This window comes from Pseudomonas sp. LD120, assembly GCF_009861525.1.
In the GTDB taxonomy this organism is placed as follows: domain Bacteria; phylum Pseudomonadota; class Gammaproteobacteria; order Pseudomonadales; family Pseudomonadaceae; genus Aquipseudomonas.
This window is the reverse complement of record NZ_WVHL01000005.1, coordinates 2,122,458-2,147,983: the sequence shown is the minus strand read 5'-3', so window position 1 is coordinate 2,147,983 and position 25,526 is coordinate 2,122,458. Positions and strand designations below refer to the sequence as shown.

25 protein-coding genes are annotated in these 25,526 nt (G+C 60.2%); 2 read left to right on the top strand and 23 right to left on the bottom strand.

What is annotated here, in order from left to right; all coding sequences use genetic code 11:
- Nucleotides 1–10: 10 nt before the first annotated feature.
- The 16 genes from PLD_RS24185 to PLD_RS24110 form a co-directional block, all read right to left on the bottom strand.
- Nucleotides 11–577: a DUF1285 domain-containing protein gene (locus PLD_RS24185; RefSeq protein ID WP_159897242.1), complete on the bottom strand. Its 567-nt coding sequence runs from the start codon at nt 575–577 to the stop codon at nt 11–13.
- Nucleotides 578–593: 16 nt separating this feature from the next.
- A complete protein-coding gene (locus PLD_RS24180; RefSeq protein ID WP_159897241.1) occupies nt 594–1,196 on the bottom strand; it encodes a DUF4823 domain-containing protein in 603 nt (200 codons plus the stop codon).
- A gap of 99 nt (nt 1,197–1,295) precedes the next feature.
- Nucleotides 1,296–2,264: a GTP 3',8-cyclase MoaA gene (locus PLD_RS24175; RefSeq protein ID WP_159897240.1), complete on the bottom strand. Its 969-nt coding sequence runs from the start codon at nt 2,262–2,264 to the stop codon at nt 1,296–1,298.
- A 139-nt stretch (nt 2,265–2,403) separates the two neighbouring features.
- Entirely contained in the window at nt 2,404–3,042 is a 639-nt protein-coding gene (locus PLD_RS24170; RefSeq protein WP_159897239.1) for a TetR/AcrR family transcriptional regulator, read from the bottom strand.
- A gap of 763 nt (nt 3,043–3,805) precedes the next feature.
- Complete coding sequence (locus tag PLD_RS24165) at nt 3,806–4,597, bottom strand: TatD family hydrolase (RefSeq protein WP_159897238.1); 792 nt, start codon at nt 4,595–4,597, stop codon at nt 3,806–3,808.
- An 83-nt stretch (nt 4,598–4,680) separates the two neighbouring features.
- Complete coding sequence (locus PLD_RS24160; RefSeq protein ID WP_159897237.1) at nt 4,681–5,667, bottom strand: DNA polymerase III subunit delta'; 987 nt, start codon at nt 5,665–5,667, stop codon at nt 4,681–4,683.
- A complete protein-coding gene (tmk, locus tag PLD_RS24155; RefSeq protein WP_159897236.1) occupies nt 5,660–6,292 on the bottom strand; it encodes a dTMP kinase in 633 nt (210 codons plus the stop codon). Before tmk ends, PLD_RS24160 begins: the two co-directional genes overlap by 8 nt.
- Before the next feature lie 19 nt (nt 6,293–6,311).
- Nucleotides 6,312–7,430, bottom strand: a complete 1,119-nt coding sequence (gene mltG, locus PLD_RS24150) for an endolytic transglycosylase MltG (protein WP_159897235.1) — start codon at nt 7,428–7,430, stop codon at nt 6,312–6,314.
- A gap of 3 nt (nt 7,431–7,433) precedes the next feature.
- Nucleotides 7,434–8,249, bottom strand: coding sequence for an aminodeoxychorismate lyase (pabC, locus tag PLD_RS24145; protein WP_159897234.1), 816 nt, complete (start codon nt 8,247–8,249; stop codon nt 7,434–7,436).
- Nucleotides 8,249–9,493, bottom strand: a complete 1,245-nt coding sequence (gene fabF / locus PLD_RS24140) for a beta-ketoacyl-ACP synthase II (protein WP_159897232.1) — start codon at nt 9,491–9,493, stop codon at nt 8,249–8,251. The genes pabC and fabF overlap by 1 nt, the downstream gene beginning before the upstream one ends.
- Nucleotides 9,494–9,603: 110 nt before the next feature.
- Nucleotides 9,604–9,840 carry an acyl carrier protein gene (gene acpP / locus PLD_RS24135; protein WP_003175607.1) on the bottom strand — a complete coding sequence of 79 codons (237 nt, stop codon included), beginning with the start codon at nt 9,838–9,840 and terminating at the stop codon, nt 9,604–9,606.
- A 196-nt stretch (nt 9,841–10,036) separates the two neighbouring features.
- Nucleotides 10,037–10,777 (bottom strand): 3-oxoacyl-ACP reductase FabG, encoded by a 741-nt coding sequence (gene fabG / locus PLD_RS24130; protein ID WP_159897230.1) that lies wholly within the window; start codon nt 10,775–10,777, stop codon nt 10,037–10,039.
- Nucleotides 10,778–10,793: 16 nt separating this feature from the next.
- On the bottom strand, nt 10,794–11,732 hold the full coding sequence (fabD, locus tag PLD_RS24125) for an ACP S-malonyltransferase (RefSeq protein WP_159897228.1): 939 nt from the start codon (nt 11,730–11,732) through the stop codon (nt 10,794–10,796).
- A gap of 127 nt (nt 11,733–11,859) precedes the next feature.
- Nucleotides 11,860–12,870 carry a phosphate acyltransferase PlsX gene (gene plsX / locus PLD_RS24120; protein WP_159897226.1) on the bottom strand — a complete coding sequence of 337 codons (1,011 nt, stop codon included), beginning with the start codon at nt 12,868–12,870 and terminating at the stop codon, nt 11,860–11,862.
- Nucleotides 12,871–12,873: 3 nt separating this feature from the next.
- On the bottom strand, nt 12,874–13,056 hold the full coding sequence (gene rpmF / locus PLD_RS24115; protein WP_003179396.1) for a 50S ribosomal protein L32: 183 nt from the start codon (nt 13,054–13,056) through the stop codon (nt 12,874–12,876).
- 13 nt (nt 13,057–13,069) lie between these two features.
- A complete protein-coding gene (locus PLD_RS24110) occupies nt 13,070–13,597 on the bottom strand; it encodes a YceD family protein (protein WP_009047832.1) in 528 nt (175 codons plus the stop codon).
- 105 nt (nt 13,598–13,702) lie between these two features.
- On the opposite strand from PLD_RS24110, the gene PLD_RS24105 reads away from it, so the two are divergent.
- Entirely contained in the window at nt 13,703–14,281 is a 579-nt protein-coding gene (locus PLD_RS24105) for a nucleoside triphosphate pyrophosphatase (RefSeq protein WP_159897224.1), read from the top strand.
- A 53-nt stretch (nt 14,282–14,334) separates the two neighbouring features.
- Here the strand turns inward: PLD_RS24105 and sppA are convergent, their stop codons facing one another.
- Genes sppA through rluC form a run of 3 tightly spaced genes read right to left on the bottom strand, consistent with a single transcriptional unit; the run spans nt 14,335 to nt 16,954 of the window.
- The gene (sppA, locus tag PLD_RS24100; RefSeq protein ID WP_159897222.1) at nt 14,335–15,324 is read right to left on the bottom strand and encodes a signal peptide peptidase SppA; all 990 of its coding nucleotides are present in this window, start codon (nt 15,322–15,324) and stop codon (nt 14,335–14,337) included.
- 21 nt (nt 15,325–15,345) lie between these two features.
- A complete protein-coding gene (locus tag PLD_RS24095) occupies nt 15,346–16,008 on the bottom strand; it encodes an HAD-IA family hydrolase (protein WP_159897220.1) in 663 nt (220 codons plus the stop codon).
- A complete protein-coding gene (gene rluC / locus PLD_RS24090; RefSeq protein ID WP_159897218.1) occupies nt 15,998–16,954 on the bottom strand; it encodes a 23S rRNA pseudouridine(955/2504/2580) synthase RluC in 957 nt (318 codons plus the stop codon). The genes PLD_RS24095 and rluC overlap by 11 nt, the downstream gene beginning before the upstream one ends.
- Before the next feature lie 715 nt (nt 16,955–17,669).
- On the opposite strand from rluC, the gene rne reads away from it, so the two are divergent.
- Entirely contained in the window at nt 17,670–20,879 is a 3,210-nt protein-coding gene (gene rne, locus PLD_RS24085) for a ribonuclease E (protein ID WP_159897216.1), read from the top strand.
- 58 nt (nt 20,880–20,937) lie between these two features.
- Here rne and PLD_RS24080 read toward each other — a convergent pair whose 3' ends face one another.
- The 4 genes from PLD_RS24080 to PLD_RS24065 are packed head-to-tail and all read right to left on the bottom strand — an operon-like array spanning nt 20,938 to nt 25,302.
- Entirely contained in the window at nt 20,938–21,528 is a 591-nt protein-coding gene (locus tag PLD_RS24080; RefSeq protein WP_159897214.1) for an NTP transferase domain-containing protein, read from the bottom strand.
- The gene (locus tag PLD_RS24075; RefSeq protein WP_159897212.1) at nt 21,525–22,520 is read right to left on the bottom strand and encodes an XdhC family protein; all 996 of its coding nucleotides are present in this window, start codon (nt 22,518–22,520) and stop codon (nt 21,525–21,527) included. Before PLD_RS24075 ends, PLD_RS24080 begins: the two co-directional genes overlap by 4 nt.
- Nucleotides 22,520–24,835 carry a xanthine dehydrogenase family protein molybdopterin-binding subunit gene (locus PLD_RS24070; RefSeq protein WP_159897210.1) on the bottom strand — a complete coding sequence of 772 codons (2,316 nt, stop codon included), beginning with the start codon at nt 24,833–24,835 and terminating at the stop codon, nt 22,520–22,522. The genes PLD_RS24075 and PLD_RS24070 overlap by 1 nt, the downstream gene beginning before the upstream one ends.
- The gene (locus PLD_RS24065) at nt 24,832–25,302 is read right to left on the bottom strand and encodes a (2Fe-2S)-binding protein (RefSeq protein WP_159897207.1); all 471 of its coding nucleotides are present in this window, start codon (nt 25,300–25,302) and stop codon (nt 24,832–24,834) included. Before PLD_RS24065 ends, PLD_RS24070 begins: the two co-directional genes overlap by 4 nt.
- Between the last annotated feature and the right edge of the window lie 224 nt (nt 25,303–25,526).

The following is a 25,526-nucleotide window of genomic DNA, read 5'->3' as shown; positions in this document are numbered from 1 at the left end:
CCAAAACCTCTTATTCAGGCTCCAGACCGATAGGAAAGAAAACCCCATCACTCCACACCCCAAGCCAGCTCTGGCCATCAAACATGCGGGGCTGCGCCAGCTCCACCAGTTGGTAGAAGACGTTGCGATGGATCAGCGCTTCCAGGTTGTCGCGAACCAGGAGGTAAGGCGCCGGCTCCTGCGTGACCGGGTCGATCACCACCCGCAGTGGGTGCTCACTACCGGCCAGCACCTGCTCATCAACATGAGTGGTAAAGCGCAGCAACTGACCTTCGCCCTGCCCTTCGACCTCCAGCGTCACCGCGACGAAGGGCGCATCATCGACTTTGATCCCGACCTTCTCCACTGGAGTGACGAGGAAATAATCGTCGCCATCGCGGCGGATGATGGTGGAGAACAGCTTGACCATGGGTTTGCGACCGATAGGCGTGCCCAGGTAATACCAGGTGCCATCGCGGGCGATACGCATGTCAATGTCACCACAGAAATCAGGGTTCCACAAGTGGACCGGAGGCAAGCCCTTTTCAGCCTTGGGAATCTGCGCCAACAGGTCATTGGCCTTGCCTGGACCACTCATGCCATTCTCCTCCAACTCAGTCGCTCAGGCCCAGCAGGCTGCGAGCGTATTGCTGCAACGGCGGGCCGAGCAAGTCCTGTGGTTTGTTGTCGTGGAACGTCAGTAAACCGCCACGACTGCGAATCCGTGTGGTATCGATCAGGTACTGAGTGCTGGTTTCGATCAGCATGATCTGGATGGTGCTGGTATCGACCCCAAGACGGTCCACTGCCTCTTGATCCAACCACTCATCGGAGTTGCCAATGCGGTCGTCCGCCTTGGCGAACCGGGCATACAGCAGATAGTGCGCCCCCACCTCCCGAGCTTCGGCCATCGCTTCGCTCAAGCCTTCGGGTGACCGGGCTCGACGGACCATGGGGAAATACTCGACAAAGCCGTTGAAGGCTTCTTCAGCCACCACATTGGGCCGGGGATAAGCGCCACCTGGCGGTACGAAATGCCCTTGGGCAATGAAAACGAACGAATCCGGCTGAATGCGAAATGAGCTGGTACGGCGGGTATCGCTGTGATCAAGCACCCCCGCATCACTCAGGTGATAGCGCACCCCTTCGCCCATATCACTGACATTCATGCAGCCGCCGAGCGCCAAAAAGGCCAGCAGCAAAACCAGGCTACGCATCCTACCCTCCAAAATCCGGTGACGGAAAACCGGCGAATGGCCACGGGATGCAGCTTCCGCGCCAGCTCCATAATGGCAGGGCATTGCGCCAATACAGCATCAGCCGCCAATGATCTTCATGACCGTGGCGCCGCCGGAAAACGCCACATCCTGCTTGTCTTCCAGGGCCTTGATCAACAGGCGCTGCAGGGCCGGCAAGGCTTGATGACGCGGCTTGTCCAAAAGATCGCCAACATAGTGACGATTGCTGGATGACAGGCAGCCGTGCAGCCAGCCGGTTGATGACAACCGCAGGCGCGAGCATGTCCGGCAAAAAGGCACGCTTTCGTTGGCGATCACTCCGAAATACCCCCGCCCCGGAATCTCGTAACGCACGGCAGTAGCGTCCATTGGTGCATCGGCCTGAAGGTACTCATAACGTTCGCCGATCTGGTCCAGCAATTGCTGCAGGCTGACAAACTGCTGCAGGAAGGCATTGCCGTCGCTGGCCAGGTGCCCCATGCGCATCAGCTCGATAAAGCGCAATTCATAGCCGCGTTCCAGGCAGTAATCGAGCAATGGCATGACTTGATCCAGGTTCTGGCCACGCAACGGCACCATATTGACCTTGATCTTCAAGCCCGCCGCCCGAGCCTGTGCCATGCCATCGAGCACCGCGGCCAAATCGCCGCCACGGGCAATGCTGCGAAAAGCCGCTGCGTTCAGGGTATCGAGGGAAACATTGATTCGCCGGATCCCGGCATCCACCAACAGCGGCAACTTGCGCGCCAGGAGCTGGCCGTTGGTGGTCAGGCTGATGTCCTCAAGGCCCATGCACCCTACCGCGCCCATGAAAGCCTCCAGCTTGGGGCTGACCAGCGGCTCGCCGCCGGTGATGCGCAAGCGTTCGATGCCCGCGGCCTCAATCAGGTACGCCACACCCCGGGCCATCGCCTCGGCCGACAACTCATCCTGCGCAGCCACCAGCCGCTTGCCATTGGGCACGCAGTAGGTACAGGCGTAGTTGCAGGCAGACGTCAGACTGATCCGCAAGTTGCGAAAGCGCCTGCCTTGACGATCAACAATCATGGGTGACTCCGGCGTAAGAAGGGAGAACCGGGCAAAACCTGACCCAAAAATCAGGTTTTGGCAAGCCCCATGCCTGAGTATATTCCTCGGTCAGCGCGCCATACAGCTCCCCGATGGCGCGATACACCGGCTGAATGTCTTAGCCGTTGGAGGTATCAGGATCGCGCTTGCGCTTGTTGCCCATGCGCACGCCGATGTCCATCAGGAACTGGAAGAAACCTTCCTGATCCTCCAGCACATTGCTCCAGAACGGCGAGTGGTACAGCGCTACCGCGCCATGCACCAGCGCCCACGACGCGCAGTAGTGGAAGTAAGGCGGCACGTCTTCCAACTTGCCCTCGCTGATGCGCCCCTTGATCAACAGGGTCAGGCGCTCGAAGTTGGACGCGCGGATCTTGTGCAACTCTTCGACCATTTCCGGCACCTGATTGCCCTTGACCACCTTTTCTTCCAGGCGGTCGAACAGCCGGTAACGCTGCGGATCGCGCATGCGGAACTCGAAGTAGGCACGCGACAGGGCTTCCTTGTCCTTGTCGACGTCAGCCGAGTGCAGCAGCTCGTTCAGGTCCCGCTCGTAGTCGAGCATCAGGCGCAGATAGATCTCCGCCTTGGACTTGAAATGCTTATAGATGGTCCCTTTGCCGATACCCACGGCATCAGCAATCATCTCGACGGTGACGCTGTCTTCACCTTGTTCGAGGAACAGCTTGAGCGCGGTATCGAGAATTTCTTGCTCACGGCGTCGAAACTCACGGACCTTACGAGGTTCTTTTTGCATAAGAAAAGGTCTGTTCGGGGTCAAAATCGAAGCCGCGTATTATGCCTAACTGGCGCCAAAATGCACGGATCATCCATCGTTGCAGCGACTTCTGACAGAAAAGCCGGACAGATCGAACAACCTGGATAGACCTGAAAAGCCCGGCATCACCGGTGAATACGGGGACGGCAGCCGGTTCAAATAGCAAACGCCAAATAACACAGAGGCCCGGAATAGACCGCAAAGTCTCAATATTCCCGTAACCAGCACCGCTTGCCGACTCAAGCCTCACGCTCGACGAAAACACCTTCGCCAGTCGTAATTTCATCATGGCCAGGCAACTGCGTCGGCCTCTGAAAGGCGTGAACCGCCAAGGCCACGAGCCGTAAAGGCTTGCCTAGGGGCCAGCCATGACAACGGCGGGCTCATGAAAACCGGGTAAAGATCGGACGAACAGGAAGTACAGTGAAGACGCACGGGGAACTTCGTCCATTTCCCCTAAAATCCAGCGAGATACGGTGAACGTCAGCCGAACACGGAAAATGAGAACTCAACCGAAGCGCTCGTATTCCAAATTTGTTTAAAAAACGAACATGTATAACTGGACTGAACGCAATACTCATCAATACTTCAACTGTCGGCGGGACATCTCCCCCAAGTGAAACGCCGATCAAGGTACCAAGGGACCGCGTACCTTAGTTTTACTCCTAATGGTCTTAACCCGGATTCCCCCCCCAGAACCCGGGTTTTTTTTGCCTGCAATCTGCCCTTGCCGCCCGGCGAATCAAACCACGCCCTTGACCCGAGCCAAAGGGAACAGCCGCTTGAAGTTCGCGGTGGTTTGCTCGGCAAAGACGTCGTAGGCTTCGCCGCGCAACATCGCCAGAAACTCCGCCACCTCGCGCACGTACTGCGGCAGGTTGGGTTTGCCGCGATAGGGAATCGGTGCCAGGTAGGGGGCATCGGTTTCTACCAACAGTCGATCGGCAGGCACCTGCCGGGCCACATCCCGCAGCGCGTCGGCATTGCGGAAGGTGACAATCCCCGACAGCGAGATATAGAACCCCAGATCCAGGGCCGCCTTGGCCATGTCCCAGTCCTCGGTGAAGCAATGCAGCACGCCGGCATTGGGCAGCGCTGCTTCACGCAGCAAAGCCAAGGTGTCGGCACGCGCGCCGCGAGTATGCACTACCACCGGTTTACCCGTTTGCTGGGCGGCCTGCAGGTGCAAACGGAAGGACTCCTGCTGCAGCTCGGCGGCTTCTGGTTCGTAGTGGTAATCCAGACCGGTCTCGCCGATCGCCACCACCCGAGGGTGGTTCAGCTCATCCAGCAGCCAATCCAGGGCAGGCGCCGCGCCCGGCTGCACATCCAATGGATGCACCCCCACCGAGCAATCGACATCGTCATAACGCTCGGCAAGGGCCTTGACGTCCGCCGCGTTGTCCGCGCTGACGCCAATGCACAGGAAATGTCCGACACCGCGCTGACGCGCCGCTGCAAGGGCTGCATCCAAAGAGCCGTCGTGGGCGGCCAGGTCAAGACGATCAAGGTGGCAATGGGAATCTACGAGCATAAGAGGCAACAACTACATCCGATCAATGAAGGGCCGGACTGTGCGTTCCGGCCGGAGACAGGTTCGATTTTAGGCGCGCTCCATCAGCGCTGGGTAGGCAATGCGGCCCATTGCACCAACAACGCTTCAAGCAGCAGCACGCGATTGAGGTTGGCTTTGCTGAGCACCTTTTGCCGCTGGGCGAGGATCCAGTCCTGTATGTTCAAGACATTGGCCTGCCCGGACTTTTGCGCCAGGTATTGCACCACCTTGCGCATGTCCTGCAAACCCAGGCCATCTTCATCCTGAGTCAGTTGATAGCGAAGGATCAGGCTCGACCAGTCGCAAAACCAATCGAACAGCAACAACAACGGAATGGCGCTCCAGGACTCGGCCAATTGAGTCGGCGACTGTTGCTGCTTGAGCAACTTCTTCACCCCTTCCACCACCAGCGCCCGCTGGTCGCGAACACCCTGAGCCTGCAGACTGACCGCGGCCAAGGGTGAACCCGCGGCCAGGGTCAACAGCTCCACGCGCTCTTCCTGGGAACACTCAGGCAGGGCCTGGGACAGCCATTGCAGGCTCATGGCCTCACTGGGCAGCGGGCAGGCCTGCTGTACACAACGACTCTTGATGGTCGGCAACAAGCGGCTCGGCTGGTGGCTCACCAACAACAGCACGGTATCGCCAGAGGGTTCTTCGAGGCTCTTGAGCAGGGCATTGGAAGCGTTGATGTTCATCGACTCTACCGGCTCGATCAGCACCACCTTGCGCCCGCCCAACTGGGCGGTCTGGACCACGAACCCCACCAACTCACGCACCTGGTCGACCTTGATCGCCTTGTCCGCCTCCTCAGGCTCCAGCACGTAGTTGTCCGGATGGCTACCGGCCTGCAACAGCAAGCAGGACTTGCAGTGTCCGCAGGCATCCAGCCCTTGTGGGCGCTGGCACAGCAGGCGCGCCATCAAACGCTCGGCCAGGGCCCGCTTACCGATGCCCGCCGCCCCATGCAACAAGTAGGCATGAGCGTGTTGCGTGCGCCCGGCCAACTGCTGCCAGAGGCCCTCCTGCCAGGGGAAGACTTCAGCCACGGGCGCGCTCCAGCAATTGCGGCAACAACGCATCGAGTGATCGCTGGACTTGCGCCAGAGGCTGCGCCGCATCCACCAGGAAATAACGCTGCGGAGCCGCTTCGGCACGCTTGAGGTAAGCCTCGCGGACCCTTTGGAAAAACGCCTGGCCTTCCTGCTCGAAGCGGTCCAGGCGCCCGCGGGCACTGGCACGCGCCAAACCGACGGCCACCGGCAGGTCGAAGACCAGGGTCAGGTCAGGACGCAATTCACCTTGAACGAATGCCTCCAGTGCGGCGATGCGCTCCATGCTAAGACCACGGCCAGCGCCTTGATAGGCGTAGGTCGAATCGGTAAAACGGTCGCACAGCACCACTGCCCCCCGCTCCAACGCCGGACGAATCACCGCCGCCAGATGCTGGGCCCGGGCGGCGAACACCAGCAGCAACTCGGTATCCGCGCTCATGAGCTCTTCGCCCGGGGCCAGCAACACCTCGCGAATGCGTTCGGCCAAGGGCGTGCCACCGGGCTCGCGAGTCAACAACACTTCGATCCCCGCAGCACGCAGGCGTTCGGCGAGGTATTCGCGATTGGTGCTTTTGCCGGCACCTTCCGGGCCTTCCAAAGTAATAAACAAGCCAGTCACAGGCAGTCCTTAATCAAAGTCATTGCGGGCTTTTCGGCGCGGACTCGGTTGGCGTATCCGGCGTCACCGCTGCTGCCGGACTCTGGGCCTCGGCAGCCGCCGGGGCGGGTGCCGGACTGGAGCGATAGTCGGCACGACGCTTGAGCTGAAACTCGCGCACAGCGCGGTTATGGGCATCCAGATTATCGGAGAACACATGGCTGCCATCGCCCCGCGCGACAAAATACAGACTCTTGCCCCGTACCGGATTGAGGGCCGCGCGAATCGCCTCGCGCCCGACCATGGCAATCGGTGTCGGCGGCAAACCGGCGATCACATAGGTGTTATAAGGCGTGGCTTCGCGCAGGTGCGCCCGCGTCAACTTACCGGTGTAACGCTCGCCCAGGCCGTAGATCACCGTGGGATCGGTCTGCAACAGCATGCCAATCTGCAAGCGTCGCACGAACACTCCGGCGATCTGTCCACGCTCCTGGGGAACGCCAGTTTCCTTTTCCACCAGCGACGCCATGATCAGCGCCTGATAGGGGTCGCTGTAAGGTGCATCGTCAGCGCGCTGCCCCCACTCCTTGGCCAGCACCTCGTCCAAACGGTCGTAGGCTTTCTCGAGGATCTCAGCATCCGTCATACCACGAACAAAACGATAGGTATCGGGGAAGAAGCGGCCTTCGGGAAAGACTCCGGCATGCCCGAGCTTTTCCATCACTTGACTGTCGCTGAGGCCTGCCAGCGTCTGTTGCAACTTATCGTTGTTGGCTAGTGCGTTACGCACCTGACGAAAGTTCCAGCCCTCCACCAGGGTCAAGCTGTATTGCACCACCTCACCGCGCTGCCAGAGACCGATCAGGCCTTCGGCGGTCATGCCGGGGGTCATACGGTATTCGCCGCTGTGCAACGGCTGGCCCGGCAGATTGAAACGCCAATACAGACGCAGCCACAACGCGTCCTTGATCACGCCCTCGGCTTGCAGACGATTGAAAGTACCCGTGGGAGTAGAACCGGAGGGGACATCAAGCAACTGTTCCTGGCTCAGGTTCAGCGGCTGCTTCAGAACGGTGTTCAGTTTCCAGGCACTCGCGCCCAGCAGCAATCCTGCCAGGACCAGTCCGGTTTCCAGCAGGAGCAGTAATTTACGTCTCACGAATCAAGCATCCAGTAGTGCGCGGGCAATGGCCTGCAGTTTACGGGTGAGCGGCCCCGCCGACCAGCGCATCCCGGCACAGGCACGCACCGGCCAAATGCCATAGACGCTGTTGCAGACAAAGACCTCATCCGCCCGCTGCAGTTGATCGAGGCTGATATCGGCGACTTGCACGGCAACCCCCAGAGACTCGGCCTGAAACACTATTTCAGCCCGCATCACCCCGGCCACGCCGCAGCGACTTAGATCGGCTGTCAGCAGGCGCCCCTGACAGACCAGGAACAGGTTGCTGAACACCCCTTCGATCACTCGCCCAGAGACATCGCGCATCAAGCCTTCAGCATGTTCGGCGTCGCACCACTCCGCACGGGCCAGTACCTGCTCCAGACGATTGAGGTGCTTGAGGCCAGCCAGTAGCGGCTGCTCGGACAAACGTGTGGCGCAAGGAAATAAGTGAATCCCTTCCTCGGCATGCGCGCGTGGATAAGCTGGCAACGGAGCGCCTTGCAGAATCCGCCGCGCGCTGGCAGCGGGGTCGGCGGCATAACCGCGCAAACTGTCGCCCCGGGTCAGGATCAGCTTGAGCACCCCGTCCCCCAGAGCCGCCGCATAGGCCAATACTTCACTGCGGATCAAGAGCTGATCCGCAGTGATTGCCAGGCGCCGACAACCTTCAGCCAGACGCTGTAGATGTCGCTCCAACAGTTGCGGCTGTCCGGATCGAACAACGATGGTCTCGAACAGACCATCGCCATAGGCCAGACCGCGATCTTTGAGCGAGGCTGCGTCGGCCGGCTGACCGTCGACCCAGCTGTGCATCACTCGGAGAACCGGCGGAACACCAGGGAGCCGTTGGTACCACCAAAGCCGAAGGAGTTGGACAGCACCACATCGATGTCCATGCTGCGCGCGGTGTGCGGCACGAAATCAAGGTCACAGCCTTCATCCGGCTCATCCAGGTTGATGGTGGGCGGCGCGACCTGGCTGTTGATCGCCAGCACACTGAAGATCGCCTCGATCGCCCCGGCAGCCCCCAACAGGTGACCGGTCATGGACTTGGTGGAACTGACCGCGAGCTTGTAGGCATGATCGCCGAACACGCTCCTGATCGCCTCGGCTTCGGCCAGATCGCCGGCAGGCGTGGACGTGCCGTGGGCGTTGATGTACTGCACCTGATCGACATTGAGCCGGGCGTCGCGCAAGGCGTTGGCGATACAGCGGGCAGCACCGGCGCCGTCAGCGGGTGGCGACGTCATGTGATAGGCGTCACCGCTCATGCCAAAGCCGATCAGCTCGGCGTAGATCGTGGCACCGCGGGCCTTGGCATGCTCCAGCTCTTCAAGCACCAGGGCGCCAGCACCGTCGGCAAGCACGAAGCCATCACGCCCTTTGTCCCAAGGACGACTGGCACGCGTGGGCTCGTCATTGCGGGTCGACAGCGCACGGGACGCGCCGAAACCGCCCATACCCAGCCCACAGGCGGCCATTTCAGCACCGCCGGCGATCATCACATCGGCTTCACCGTACGCAATATTGCGCGCAGCCATGCCGATGCAGTGGGTACCGGTGGTACAGGCGGTGGAAATGGCATAGTTCGGCCCCTGGGCGCCCAGATGGATGGACAGGAAGCCGGAAATCATATTGATGATCGAGCCAGGCACAAAGAACGGAGAAATCCGTCGTGGGCCGGAATCGTGCAAGGTGCGACTGGTTTCCTCGATATTGGTCAAACCGCCAATACCCGAGCCCATGGCCACGCCAATGCGTTCACGGTTGGCGTCGGTGACTTCCAATCCGGCGTTACGCACCGCCTGAAAACCGGCCGCCAGGCCGTATTGAATGAACAAGTCGAGTTTGCGAGCCTCTTTGGCCGACAAGTATTCCTCGACATTGAAGCCCTTTACCGAGCCGCCAAAACGGGTGGAATAGGCAGAAAGGTCGGTGTGCTCGATCAGACCGATGCCACTTTGGCCAGCCAGAATGCCCTGCCAGCTACTCGGTACATCCGTACCCAATGGCGACAACATACCCATACCGGTGACTACGACGCGTCTACGCGACACAGCACTCTCCTTTTTCTAATGACGACACTTTGTATCAGGCCTAAAGAAAAAACCGCACGCCGTAACGGCAGTGCGGTTTTTCCATGACAGCAAAAGACGACTACAAACGATTAAGCCTGGTGGCTGGTAACGTAGTCGATAGCTGCTTGAACGGTAGTGATCTTCTCAGCTTCTTCGTCAGGGATTTCGGTCTCGAATTCCTCTTCCAGAGCCATCACCAGCTCAACGGTGTCAAGGGAGTCGGCACCCAGGTCTTCAACGAAGGAAGCGGTGTTCACAACTTCTTCTTCTTTAACGCCCAGTTGCTCAGCAACGATTTTCTTGACGCGCTCTTCGATGGTGCTCATACCTTGTTTTCACTCCTAATGGACAAATTCAGGCAGCTGGCCAGTGGGTAAGTGTATAGAAAGGCTTTTCAGCTTTTCAACTGAAAGCTTTGTCCCTCAAACTCTTTGGCCATCTGCCTATAAATAGATTGCAGCTTTATAACGGATTTTAGACAGCTCGTATGACATTTTTTTGAAGCAATCCGTCACATTTGACTCACATATACATCCCGCCGTTGACCGGGATTGTAGCCCCAGTAACGTATGCCGCACCGTCAGATGCCAGAAAAGCGACCACTTGCGCAATCTCTTGAGCCTGACCCAGACGACCCAGCGGAATCTGCGCCTGCAGAGCTTCGCGCTGCGCCTCCGGCAACTCACGGGTCATATCGGTATCGATAAAGCCGGGAGCAACCGAGTTCACAGTAATCGACCGCGAGCCCACTTCACGCGCCAGGGCACGGCTGAAACCTTCCAGACCGGCTTTGGCGGCGGCGTAGTTTACTTGGCCTGCGTTGCCCATGGCACCCACAACCGAGCCAATACTGATAATTCGCCCCCAACGCGCCTTGGTCATGCCACGCAGAACGCCCTTGGACAGGCGATACAGACTGTTCAAGTTGGTATCGACCACGTCGTACCACTCGTCATCTTTCATGCGCATCATCAGGTTGTCGCGAGTGATACCGGCGTTGTTCACCAGGATCGCCGGCGCACCGAACTGCTCAGTGATGCTTGCCAGAACCGCAGCCACGGATTCATCGCTGGTGACATTGAGTTCAAGGCCCGTGCCTTGAATGCCGTTTTCCTTGAGGGTGGCGGCAATGCGCTCAGCACCCGAGGCAGACGTGGCGGTCCCCACAACGATGGCGCCCATCCGGCCCAATTCGAGGGCGATGGCCTGACCGATACCACGGCTGGCACCGGTCACCAGTGCAACTTTACCTTGCAGAGTCATGCAGGCTTCTCCTAGTTCAGGCCAACGCTGCACGAGCGGCAGCGAAAGCGTCTGGGGTATTCAGGTTAGAGGTCGATACGCCTTCGGCGCAGCGCTTGTTGAGCCCGGCCAGAACCTTGCCCGGACCGCACTCGACCAACTGAGTGGCCCCCTGGTTGGCCAGGGTCTGTACCGACTCGACCCAACGCACCGGCTTGTAGAGTTGCTCCAGCAGATCACGCTTGAGAGTCTCCAAATCAGCCGCCACGGCAGCGCTGACGTTCTGCACCAGCGGAATTTGCGGAGCCTGCCAGTTGATCGCCGCGATCGATTCAGCAAAACGCTCGGCCGCCGGACGCATCAGTTCACAGTGGGATGGCACACTGACCGGCAACGGCATGGCGCGTTTGGCACCACGAGCCTTGCAGCCCTCAATGGCGCGATCCACCGCGGCCTTGGCTCCCGCGATCACCACCTGACCCGGGGAGTTGTAGTTCACAGCGCTGACCACCTCGCCTTGCGCCGCTTCAGTACAGGCCGCCACCACATCGGCATCGTCCAGACCGAGAATCGCCGCCATGCCACCCTGCCCTGCAGGCACGGCTTGCTGCATCAACTGACCACGGCACTCAACCAACTTGACCGCCTCAGCCAATGTGAGGCTGCCCGCGGCCACCAGGGCGCTGTACTCCCCCAGGCTGTGACCGGCAACAAAAGCAGGACGCGCGCCCCCCTCAGCCAACCACACACGCCACAAGGCAATAGAGGCGGTGAGAATGGCAGGCTGGGTTTTATCGGTCTGATTGAGCTGCTCTTCAGGACCTTGCTGGGTCAGGGCCCAGAGGTCATAGCCCAGAGCATCGGAGGCTTCTTTAAACGTGTCGAGGACCAGCGGGTACTGCGCGCCCAACTCAGCCAACATGCCGAGGGACTGCGAACCCTGTCCTGGAAAGACGAATGCGAGGGATGCAGACATGTAACAAGCCCCTAATGATCTTGTCGTCGGAGAATTGACGTCACACCGTAGTGGACGCAAGAAACTGACAGTTGGATGGCCAATTGAACTGAGCGGTCACATTTTAAGCACTCAACGGAGAAAACGCCTAAAGCAACAAATCTTCAAGACGCCCATGCAGGCGCCGCGGCAAATCTTCCTGAATCTCGATCAGCGCCCGCTGAATTGCACTCTGAAACCCTTGAGCCCCGGCCGAGCCGTGGCTTTTCACTACAATCCCCTGCAGCCCGAGAAAGCTCGCGCCGTTGTGCCGAGCCGGCGCCAAATCAGCCTGCAGCCGCCGCATCAACGGCAAAGCCAGCACCCCTACAGCGCGAGACAACAGACCCTGCCTGAACAGCGCCTCGATACGGGCCGCAATCATGGTCGCCAGCCCCTCGCTGGACTTGAGCAGGATGTTGCCGACGAACCCGTCGCACACCACAACATCCGCCTCACCGCGATACAGACCATCGCCTTCAACAAAACCGATGTAGTTCAAACCACGAGCCTGCTGCAGCAGGCTCGCCGCCAGTTTGACCTGCTGATTGCCCTTGATGTCTTCGGTACCGATGTTCAGCAGCGCCACGCGCGGCCGCACGACACCCAGGGTTTCCGCCGCCACCGACCCCATGACGGCGAACTGCAGAAGGTGCTCAGCACTGCAATCGACGTTGGCCCCCAAATCCAGTAACTGGCAATAACCGCGCTGAGTGGGAATGGCAGCCACCATCGCCGGACGATCAATACCGGGCAGGGTTTTGAGCACGTAACGCGACAACGCCATCAACGCCCCAGTATTGCCGGCACTGACACAGGCCTGGACCTTTTCATCCCGCAACAACTCGAGCGCCACCCGCATCGACGAATCAGGCTTGCCACGTAAGGCCTGGGCAGGCTTTTCGTCCATGGCGATCACTTCGCTGGCCGGGGTAATCGTCAGGCGCACGCGATCCGCGGCCGAATGGCCAGAGAGCAGTTCTTCTAGGAGGGTGGGTTGACCAACCAGGGTCAGGCGCAGCGAGGGGGTAGCAGACAGGCAGGCAATGCTGGCCTGAACAATGCTGCGGGGACCGAAGTCCCCGCCCATTGCGTCAATCGCGATAACTTGAGCGGACAAGGATTACTCGTCAGCGCCCTTGTCGATCACTTTACGACCACGGTATACGCCTTCTGGCGATACGTGGTGACGCAGGTGAACTTCACCGGTGGTCTTTTCTACGGACAGGGTGCTAGCCTCGAGAGCATCGTGGGAACGACGCATGTCACGGGCAGAGCGGGATTTTTTGTTCTGCTGAACAGCCATAATTGATTAACTCCTAAACGTTTGGGTCACGCTTTAACTGCGCCAATACACTGAACGGGTTGGACCGCGTTACCTCGTCCTCGCTCGGTTCGGGCTCATCGAGCCCCGCCGGCTGCTGGCATTCTTCCGGATGATGAGCAGGAACGATGGGCAAGGCGAGCAAAAGCTCCTCCTCAATCAACGCCTGCAGATCCAAAGGATCTTCGCCCAGTTCCAGCACGTCATAACCTTTCGGCAACGACTGGGTATTCGCACCCTCCTTCACCACGGCGTAACTGCACTCGCTGTGGATCGGCAGGGTGACCAGCTCAAGACAACGCTGGCAAACCATTTTGACTTCGACGTCGATGGAGCTGTGAATAACTACAGCTTTACGTTCGTCACGCTCGAAAACGAATTTAGCCTGCACCGTACCGACATTGTCGGAAAGCGGGTCGCAGAGTCTCTCCAAATCGGCCAGCAGCAGCTCACCTTGAAGGGTGGTGCCACGGTCAGCCAATTTGCGCGGGTCAACGTGAGGTGGAATCGGGTCATTCAACATAGGCGCAGCATTATAGGGATGCCCCCGGCCATGTCAAAGGAAATTCAGCCCTGTCCGTCACTTGCGAGCCCCGCTAGAATTCCCGCCCCATCTCAGGAGATGCGCATGCTGCCTTTATTACTCGCCTCGAGCTCGATTTACCGCCGGGAATTGCTCTCACGCCTGCAATTACCCTTCACCTGCAGCGCCCCTGACATTGACGAAAGCCGTCACCCGGACGAACCCGCCACTGAGCTGGTGAAACGCCTGGCCGAAGAAAAAGCCCGCGCCCTTGCCGCCAGCCACCCAGCGCACCTGATCATCGGCTCGGACCAGGTTGCCGTACTGGGCGAGCGCATCATTGGCAAACCCCACACCTTCGACAGGGCCCGCCAGCAATTGCTGGATGCCAGCGGCGCCAGCGTAACCTTCCTCACCGGCCTGGCCCTGCTCAACAGCCAGACCGGCCACTGCCAGGTCGACTGCATCCCTTTCACGGTCAACATGCGCACCCTCGACAGCGTCCGCATAGAACGCTACCTGCGCGCCGAGCAACCCTTCGATTGCGCAGGCAGCTTCAAGGCCGAAGGCTTAGGGGTCAGCTTGTTCCAAAGCACCGAAGGCAGCGACGCCACCAGCCTGATCGGCCTGCCACTGATCCGCCTGGTGGACATGCTGCTGAGCGAAGGCGTGAAAATCCCCTGACCCAGCAGCAAAAAGCCGGCACTCAGGCCGGCTTTTTAGGCGACATCACGAACCTAGCGCAAGCTCGGCCCCTGAAAACCCATCCACATTGCAATCTGTTCAGCCACACTGGCGCCAAGCTTTTTCGAGAAGCGATCAAAAGGCGACTCCTGAACAGTGAAGTCCACCAGCTCCTTCTCGCCGATCACATCCCGCGCGACCGAACTGGTATTACCCAGGCCATCGATCAGCCCCAGCGCCAGCGCTTGCTCGCCAGACCAGACCAACCCGGAAAACAGCTCTGGGTGTTCTTTGTCCTTCAAGCGATCGCCACGCCCCTGCTTGACGCTGGCAATGAATTGGCGATGGGTAGTATCCAGCACGCCCTGCCAGAATTTCGTCTCTTCAGGCTTTTGCGGCTGGAACGGATCCAGGAACGACTTGTGCTCGCCCGATGTATAAGTGCGGCGCTCAACCCCCAGCTTCTCCATGGCACCCACGAACCCATAACCAGCCGCGGTCACACCAATGGAACCGACCAGACTCGCCTTATCGGCATAAATCTCGTCAGCGGCGCTGGCAATGTAATAAGCGCCAGAGGCACCGAGATCGGAAATCACCGCATAGACCTTGGTGTCCTTATGCAAGGCACGCAAACGACGAATCTCGTCATACACATAGCCAGACTGCACCGGACTGCCGCCGGGACTATTAATGCGCAAGACAATACCCTTGACCTTGGGATCATCAAAAGCGGCACGCAGACTACCAACAATATTGTCAGCGCTGGCAGGCTCTTTATCGGCGATCATCCCCGTCACATCGATCACCGCAGTGTAGCTACTGCCACGAGTGGCATTTTTTTCCAGAGTCATCAGCGGCGTGAACAACGCCAGCGCCGCGAACAGATACACAAATGTCAGCAACTTGAAGAAGATCCCCCAACGCCGCGAGCGACGCTGCTCCTGAACACCGGCCAGCAGGGTCTTTTCCAGCAGCTTCCAGCTTTTATCGTCTCCAGCTTCGGCACCCGCCTTGCTCGGCGCCTTCCATTCATCGGTCATGCCTGCTACCCCAGCAAAAACTTATTCAGCACCCTGACTCAGCCAGGCATGCAATTGAGGAAAACGGTCGATACATAAGCGCGGCTCGAATGCCTGCAAAGCTTCAATGGATTGAGCGCCGTAGCTGACGGCCACCGAATCCATACCAGCATTGCGCGCCATCAACAGGTCAAAGGAGGAATCGCCCACCATCAGAGCCTGACGCGGCATGACACCACAATGAGCAAGAATCTCCTCCAGCATCAAAGGATGAGGCTTGCTCGCGGTTTCATCGGCCGCCCGGGTAATATCGAAATAGCCTTCCCAGCCATGCGCTTTCAGCACCCGATCCAGCCCGCGACGCGCCTTGCCGGTAGCGACCGCCAACTGATAACCCTCGGCCCGAAACGCATCCAGCGACTGCACCACACCTGCGAATAAAGGCGAAGGCTCAGCTTCAAGCGCTATGTAATGATCGGCGTAATGCTGACGAAAGGCGACCAACTGGCCATCATCGATCTGCGGATAAAGCGTACGAATCGCTTCAGGCAGCCCCAGGCCGATGATGCCCTTGACCGCAAGATCATCACAGCGCGAAAAACCGGAACGATCGGCAGACACATGCATCGCCTCGACAATCCGACCAATGGAATCCGCCAGAGTGCCGTCCCAATCAAAAATCAGCAATTTGTAGTCAGGGCGCACTCAAACGCTCCACGGTCTTGGCCCACATATCGTCCACCGGAGCCTGCAACTTCAGCTCGCCACCATCAGGTAGCGGCACCGTCAACATATAGGCATGGAGAAACAAGCGCTTGCCGCCCAGCTCACGGATTTCGCGAGTGAAATCGTCATCGCCGTACTTGCTGTCCCCCGCAATGCAATGCCCGGCATGCAAAGTGTGCACGCGAATCTGATGGGTGCGCCCAGTCACAGGCTTGGCCTCGACCATGGTGGCAAAGTCACCGAAACGGCGCAGCACCTTGAACACGGTCAAGGCCTCCTTACCCTCTTCGTTGACTTCCACCATGCGTTCGCCAGAGCGCAGGTTGCTCTTGAGCAACGGCGCGCGCACCTGCTTCACAGCAGTCGCCCAATGCCCACGAACCAAGGCCATGTAGCGTTTGTCCACCCCATCGCCACGCAGCGCGGCGTGAAGATGACGGAGCATGCTGCGCTTTTTCGCGATCATCAGCAGACCGGACGTGTCGCGGTCGAGACGATGCACCAACTCCAGCTCCTTGGCATCCGGACGCAACTGACGGAAGGCTTCAATCACACCGAAATTCAGACCACTGCCACCATGCACGGCAATCCCGGCAGGCTTGTTAATGACAATCAGCGCCTTGTCTTCGAAGACGATCGAGGCTTCCAGTCGCTGCAGCAAACCCTGAGCCAGCGGGACAGGCTCATCACGCTCGGGTACACGCACCGGCGGCACGCGCACTACATCGCCCGCCTGCAACTTGTATTCGGGCTTGATCCGCCCCTTGTTCACACGCACCTCGCCTTTACGCAAAATGCGGTAAATCAAGGTCTTGGGCACACCCTTGAGTCGCGCTAGAAGGAAGTTATCAATACGTTGGCCGGCATATTCCGGCGAGACCTCAAGCATTTGAACGCCTGGGGTCGAAGGGGCAGTAGTCGTCATGGCGCGAATGATAACAATTTTTTATGGATTTGAAGCACTTAATGATTGCTGCTATAGTCGCGAACGCCGCCAAAAGCGGCTGGACAGCGCAATATCGGCAACTAGCCGGCCCTGACCAACGCAATTCAAGAGGACGCAAGGCCGTCCTACGCAACCCTCGCTACATAACGGAAGAGTTTGACGTTGTAACAAGCGCAGGTGACATGAGGCCTGAAACCCGTATAAAGCAGAGTCATCACTCGCTTCTTACGCAGCGATTAACGGCCAGTTCACAAAGTGCAGTCAGCGACTAACAAACCCGAGCGTAAGTTACGGAAACAACGCCTTTAGCCATGATGCGTGACCTCCCCTTTCGGAGGTCACGGTAAATGCCAACCCGCTGCGGATTCTGCGCGCGGCAGCACCCGAATTATCAGGGATACGTGTAGGGTGGAGATGCACAACCGTCGGACTGTGTAGCATTAGGCTTTATCAAGACGCTTCATCTCGTCCACAGTAGCCGGTTGATTCCTCCTCCTGACAGATTTTTTGCTTAAGCGGTGCCTTAGTCACCACAGCAAGCAGGACGCGTGAGTTGCGACTTCGCCCTTAGTTATTTGGACGAACCTCGCTAGACACTGGAGTGTTCAAGCACTCCTGACGCACCTGACACCGACCGTGAGAAGTCGTGTGTGCCGAACGCCGTTTCCGGCAGCCCGGAAACCGACGGTACTACATGAAAAGAATGCTGATTAACGCAACTCAACCCGAAGAGTTGCGTGTTGCCCTGGTAGACGGCCAGCGCCTCTACGACCTGGACATCGAGTCCGGTGCACGCGAGCAGAAAAAGGCCAACATCTATAAAGGCCGCATCACTCGCATCGAACCAAGCCTTGAGGCTGCCTTTGTCGATTTCGGCTCTGAGCGCCATGGCTTCCTGCCCCTCAAAGAAATCTCCCGCGAATACTTCAAGAAAGCCCCCGAAGGCCGCGTCAACATCAAGGACGTCCTGAGCGAAGGCCAGGAAGTCATCGTCCAGGTCGAGAAAGAAGAACGTGGCAACAAGGGCGCCGCCCTGACCACCTTTATCAGCCTGGCCGGTCGCTACCTGGTGCTGATGCCGAACAACCCACGTGCCGGCGGCATTTCTCGCCGCATTGAAGGCGAAGAACGCAATGAACTGCGTGAAGCGCTGAATGGTCTGGTCGCACCGGCCGACATGGGCCTGATCGTGCGCACCGCCGGCCTGGGCCGCAGCAGCGAAGAAATGCAGTGGGACCTCGACTACCTGCTGCAACTCTGGACCGCCATCAAAGAAGCGTCGCTGGATCGCTCCGCGCCTTTCCTGATCTACCAGGAAAGCAACGTGATCATCCGCGCCATTCGCGACTACCTGCGCCAGGACATCGGCGAAGTGCTGATCGACAGCGTTGAAGCCCAGGACGAAGCCCTGACCTTCATCCGCCAGGTGATGCCGCAGTACGCCAGCAAGATCAAGCTGTACGAAGACAGCGTGCCGCTGTTCAACCGCTTCCAGATCGAAAGCCAGATCGAGACCGCCTTCCAGCGCGTGGTTGAACTGCCTTCCGGCGGCTCCATCGTCATCGACCCAACCGAAGCCCTGGTGTCCATCGACATCAACTCGGCCCGCGCCACCAAAGGCAGCGACATCGAAGAAACCGCTCTGCAGACCAACCTGGAAGCAGCGGAAGAAATCGCTCGCCAACTGCGTCTGCGTGACATCGGCGGCCTGATCGTCATCGACTTCATCGACATGACCCCGGCCAAAAACCAGCGCGCAGTGGAAGAAAAAGTCCGCGAATGCCTGGAAGCCGACCGCGCCCGTGTACAGATCGGCCGCATCTCGCGCTTCGGCCTGCTGGAAATGTCCCGTCAGCGCCTGCGCCCATCCCTGGGTGAAAGCAGCGGCATCGTCTGCCCACGCTGCAACGGCACCGGCATCATCCGTGACGTCGAGTCGCTGTCCCTGGCGATCCTGCGCCTGATCGAAGAAGAAGCCCTGAAAGACCGCACCGCCGAAGTTCGCGCCCAAGTGCCGATTCCGGTCGCCGCTTTCCTGCTCAACGAAAAACGCAACTCGATCACCAAGATCGAACTGCGTACCCGTGCCCGCATCGTCATCCTGCCGAACGATCACCTCGAAACGCCGCACTTCGAAGTTCAGCGCCTGCGCGATGACAGCCCGGAAGCCAACACCAACCAGTCCAGCTACGAAATCGCCGCTGCCGCTGCCGAAGCCGAAGAAGTTCAGCCAACTGCCGCCACCCGCACCCTGGTTCGCCAGGAAGCTGCAGTGAAGACTGCTCCGGCTCGCGCCAACGCTCCAGTGCCAACCGAAGCCCCAGCCCCGGCCGCCACCCCCACTCCGGTTGTTGCCGAACCAAGTCTGTTCAAAGGGCTGGTGAAGTCCCTAGTCAGCCTGTTCGCCACCAAGGAAGAGCCGGCCGCTCCGGTAGTGGTTGAGAAACCAGTGACCGAGCGTCCTGCCCGCAACAATGAAGAGCAACGTCGCAATGGTCGCCAGCAGAGCCGCAACCGTAACGGTCGCCGCGATGAAGAACGTAAGCCACGCGAAGAACGTGCTCCGCGTGAAGAACGCGCGCCACGGGAAGAGCGTCAACCACGCGAACCCCGTGAAGTCCGTGAAGAAGCACAGAACGTAGCCCGCGAAGAACGCGCTCCACGCGCACCTCGTGAAGAGCGTCAACCGCGCGCGCCTCGTGAAGACCGCAAGCCACGCGGTGAGCGCGAAGAACGCGTTCGCGAACTGCGCGAGCCACTGGATGCCGCTCCAGCTGCCGCAGCTACCGCTGCAGTCGTTGCCGAAGAGCGTCCAGCTCGCCAGCCTCGCGAAGAACGCCAGCCACGTGCGCCACGCGAAGAGCGTCAACCACGTACCGAGCAGGCCCAAGCGGCAGCCGCCAGCGAAGAAGAAGTGCTGCCCAACGAAGAGCAAGCGCAGGAGGAAGGCCAGGACAACGCCGAAGGCGAACGTCCACGTCGTCGTTCTCGTGGTCAACGTCGTCGCAGCAATCGCCGCGAGCGTCAGCGTGATGCCAATGGCGATGTGATCGAAGGCTCGGAAGAGAACGCCGCAGAACCAAGCAGCGCTGACTTGGCTGCCGGCCTCGCGGTAACAGCCGCTGTTACCAGCCCCGCCATCAGCGCCAACGCTGAGGCCGAAGCTCACCAGCAAGCCGAGCGCGCTACCGCCGCGGCCGACCAACAGGCTCCGGAAGCAGCTGAACAACAGGCTCCGGAAGCACCAGTGGTTGAAGCCACCAGCGCAGTGCAAACGCCTGCAGTTCCAGCCGTCGAAGTGCAACCTGCACGCGAAGAACAACCGGCTGAAGCCGCTGCCGAAACAAGCGTGGCCGTCCAAGACCAGCCTGTAGTTGCTGAGCAGCCAGTTATCGAGCAACCGGTTGCGGAACCTGTGGTCCAGACACCAGTGGTTGAAGAAACAGCCGAGGTTCCAGCCCCTGCGGCTGAGCCGGCGGTGGTCGAGCAACCCCTGGCGGCACAACCGCCTGTGCAGGCTGAAGAGCCCGCAGCGGCTACAGCCCCTGCCGTTGCCGAACCGGCTCCGGTGGTCGAAGCCGCACCGGCCAGCGCCCTGACCAGCAATGGCCGCGCACCGAACGACCCGCGTGAAGTGCGTCGCCGTAAGCGTGAAGCCGAGCGCCTGCAGAAGGAAGCGGAACTGGCGGCTGCCGCCCCAGTTGAAGCGGTAATCGTTGCCGAACCGGCTCTGGTAGAAGCTCCAGCGGCTGTCGACGCCGCTCCCGCTCCTGCCGAAGTGACCGAAGCTGCAGCCCAGCCTGTGGCAGAGCAATCCGCCCCAGTGATCGAGCAAGCTCCAAGCTCGGTTGAGCCTGCAACGCACGCCGACGAAGAGCAGCGCGAGCCTAAACCGCTCGTCTGATTCAGACGGCCATGAAAAAGCCCCGCCCGGGTAACCGGGCGGGGCTTGTGATTGTCCGCTACCGACGAATCAGGGCCTCGGGCCGATCCACATCCCGCACCACCCCCAGGTCCAATACCGGCACCTCCACCACCATGCCCGCCGCCAACAAGGCCCTGGCCCCACGATCACCGGTCAAGCCCTGCAGAGCCTGGCCATAAGCCCGACCAAATGCCACCGGATGCCCCTGTCGATCACCCAACAGCGGCACACTGATGCACGCCTGCGTCAGCGCCCCAATCACCTGTCGCGTGGTGGCGGGCGAAATAAAAGGCATGTCCCCCAACACCACCAACCAACCATCGGCATTGGCACACTCCGCCACTGCCGCCGCCAGACTCTGCCCCATGCCACTGGACTCCAGTAGCAGCACCTGACAACCATAAGCACGCGCCAGGTCCACCACTTGCAGTCGCTCGGGAGTGGTCACCAGTACCCTGCGAGTCACTTCAGCAGGCAGGTTGACCAGCACCTGCTCAAGTACCGGGCGCAGCACGCCGTCGAGCCCTTGGCAAGGAACCAGCAACTTGTCCTGGTCCGCCCCCGCTACTTGTCGATAGCGACTGCCCTGCCCTGCCGCCAGGATGACTGCCACAGGTGACGAACTCACGCCACGGCCCCGCTTGCCCGCAGCAGTGGCTTCTTTTGCGAGGAATCGATGCCATTTTTGATCGCCACGATCTCCGCCAGCAGCGACAGTGCAATCTCCGCTGGGGTATGACTGCCGATGTGCAACCCTACTGGCCCATGCAAACGTTCGATGGCCTGCGCCGACAAACCCAACAGGGCGAGATTGTCCCGACGTCGCTGACTGTTGACCCGCGACCCCAGGGCTCCGACATAAAACGCCCGGGAATCCAGCGCCGTCAGCAAAGCCATGTCATCCAGACGCGGATCATGGGTCAGCGCGACCACCGCGGTCCGCTCGTCAGGCACGATGCTCAACACCGCATCGTCAGGCATGCCCGCGACAAACCGTCCATCCTGCGGCTCCCAGCCATGAACGAACTCCTGGCGCGGGTCACAGATCAGCACCTCGAAATCCAGCAATCGTGCCATCTGCGCCACATACCGGGATAGCTGCCCCGCGCCGATCAGCAGCAGACGCCAACGCGGCCCGTAAATCGCTCGCAAGGTGACCCCGTCAAAAACCAGCTCATCGGCTTTGTTCGCCGCCTTGAGCAGCACCTGGCCGGTATTCAAGTTCAGTTCCCGGGCGACGATCTGCTGCGCCTGGCAACGTCGCAGCAGTTCGTCGACCCAGGCCGGATCACCGACCGGCTCCTCGGTCAGACGCAACGTGCCGCCACAAGGCAGTCCAAATCGCGCCGCCTCTTCAACAGTCACGCCGTAGGTCACCAGTGATACCGCAGGAGCTGCTGGCGCAAGACGCCCATCATTCAAACGGCTGATCAGATCATCCTCGATACAACCACCGGACACCGAGCCAATCACCACCCCGTCATCGCGCAAGGCCAGCATCGCGCCTGGCGGCCGGGGTGCACTGCCCCAGGTTTGGACCACGGTGTAAAGCACCACCCTCCGCCCGGCGCGGCGCCATTCCAGGACGCTGCGCAAGACATTCAGATCGACGCTGTCCATCAGACTGGCGCCTGTTGCCAGCCCTGCAACTGGTAACGCACCGGCAGGTTGCGGATACGCTTGCCGGTGGCGGCGAAGATCGCGTTGCACAGGGCTGGCGCAATGGGTGGCACGCCCGGCTCGCCCACCCCGCCCAACGGCACCTCACCTCGTGGGGCAAGCAGATGCACGTGCAGCTCTTTCGGCGCCAGGGACATGCGCGCCACTTCATACATATGGAAGTTGTCCTGCTGGACCTGGCCGTCCTTGAAGCTGATTTCCCCCAGCACTGCATTGCCCAACCCCATGACGCACGCCCCTTCGAACTGCGAACGGATACGTTCGGGGTTAATCTGCGGACCGCAATCCGCGGCGATGTCGGCCTTGTGCACGATCAGCGTGCCATCTTCCTTGACCTCCACCTCGATCGCTGCCGCCACATAGGTCACGAAGCTGTAATGCACCGCCAATCCCAAGCCGTGCCCCTTGGGTAATGGACGCCCCCAGCCGGCAGCCTTGGCCGCGGTTTCCAAGACCGCGCGCAAACGTCCGGTATCAATCGGATAACGCTCCGGGGACTCGCCGTAGTTCCACTCGTCGCTCAAGGTCCCTGGATCGATCTGTCGATCAGGCCCCAAGAGCTTGAGCTGGTACTGCAACGGGTCCTGACCGGCCTTATGGGCCAGCTCGTCGACAAAACTCTGAATGGCGAAGCCATGTGGAATGTTCGACACCGAACGGTACCAGCCGACCCGGGTATGAGCGACGGCCTCTGGGTTCTCCAGACGCACATTGGGAATCGCATAGGCCATGTTGGTGAAGCCCATGCCCAGCTCGAACGCCGCTTCGTGTTTCATCCCCGGGGCGAACAGCGCGGTGATGCTCGGGGCCACGGTGCGATGCAACCACGCCGCCGGCATGCCGTCCTTGTTCAGCCCGGCCTTGAGGTACTCCACCGACACCGTATGAAAGTAGCCGTGATGAAGGTCGTCTTCCCGGGTCCACTGCACCCGCACCGCCTTGCCGGGAAACGCCTTGGCCAGGATTGCCGCTTCAAGAATGAAGTCAGGCTTGGATTTGCGCCCGAAACCGCCGCCCAGCAGGGTGACGTTGACCGTGACCTGATCAAAGCCGATACCCAGACGCTCGGCAATTCGCTCGCGGGTGACCTGAGGCGCCTGACTTGGCGCCCAGGCTTCACAGCGACCATCCTGAAAGCGCGCCACGGCCACCATCGGTTCCATCGGTGCCTGGGCCAGGTGCGGCAGGTAATAGGTGGCTTCCAGGCTACTCTGCGCACCACCCAGTGCGTCATCCAGGTTGCCGGTACTGCGCACCACCTTGCCCGGCTTTTGCGCCGCCGCCTCCAACTCCTTGCGATATTCAATGGAGTTGTACCCGGCATTGGCTCCGTCGTCCCACTCGATCTTCAAGGCATCACGCCCCTTGATCGCCGCCCAGGTATTGCTCGCCAGCACCGCGATGCCGCCCAGCGGCTGGAATTCGGAAGGCAGGGGGCGACTGTCAATGGGCATGACCTTGATCACTCCCGGCACCTTCAGCGCCGCGCGGTCGTCAACGGACTTGACCTTGCCGCCATGAACCCGAGGCCGTGCCACTGCCGCAAACAGCATGCCTTCAAAGTGCACATCGGCACCGTACACCGCGCGGCCATTGACGATGTCCTCGCCGTCGATGGCGCGTGTCGCTTCTTTACCGATATAGCGAAACTCCGACGGCTGCTTCAGCCGCAGGCTGTCCCGGGCCGGCACGCTCAAGGCGCCCGCCGCTGCGGCCAGAGCGCCATAATCCAGCTCGCGCCCGCTGGGTTGGTGAACCACCTGGTGCAACTGCGCCCGGCACTCCGTCAACGGTACTTGCCACTGCTCGGCGGCGGCCTGCTCCAGCATGGTCCGCGCGGCGGCGCCGCAACGACGCATGGGCTCGTACCAGTGGCGCATGCTGCGCGAGCCATCAGTGTCCTGATTGCCGTACCGCGCCTCGTCTCCTGGCGCCTGCCGGACCCTGACCCGAGCCCAGTCGGCCTCCAGTTCATCGGCCACCACCATGCTCAGGCTGGTACGCACGCCCTGGCCCATTTCCGAACGGTTACAGATCACCGTCACGCTGCCGTCCGCGGCAATGCTCACGTAGACCTTGGGATCATCGACCCAGCCATGGGGCATGCCGTCAGCACCGAACTTCCGATCTTCGGCAAAAGCCTTCTGCCACCCCCAACTGGCCGCCAGAACCAGAGCCCCGGTGGCGCCCATGCCTTTGAGCAAGCCCCGACGGCTGAGGTTGCTCAGTGCAAAATCATTGGATAAAGGGTTCATGCCTTAGCCTCCTGCAACTGAGTGGCCGCGGCGCGGATCGCGACCTTGATTCGGTTGTAGGTGCCGCAACGACAGATATTGCCGAGCATCGCGTCTTCGATCTGCTCGTCGCTGGGGTTGGGATGAGTTTTCAGCAACGCGGTGGCGGACATGATTTGCCCACCCTGGCAATAACCGCACTGGGCCACCGCCGTATCAAGCCAAGCCTGCTGCACCACCTGCCCCACCGGATCGGCGTGCAAATTGTCGATAGTGCTGATGTCTTTACCTTGCACCGAACCGATCGGAGTGATGCAACTGCGTGCCGGGGAGCCGTCGATATGGATGGTGCAAGCACCGCACAAGCCCATGCCGCAGCCAAACTTGGTGCCGTTGTAACCCGCCACATCGCGAATCGCCCACAACAGCGGCATGTCCTCGGTGACGTCCAGTGAATGATCTTGACCGTTGAGTTTCAGGGTAATCATGGGCACGCCCGCATGCTATAGGGTGATGGGGTCGAGCCATCTGCCGCAGCAGCGCGACTGCGGTGCACGCAGAGAAGCTCAGGCTAATCGGGCTCTCTTGTGAAGGGGGCTTCACTGGGCCTTTGGCCGCGACAAATACTCACATTGTTAGCAAGCTAAGTTAAGTCGCCAGGCATAAAAAAACCTTGCAGGGTGTAACCCGTGCAAGGCTTTGGAGCCTAGCT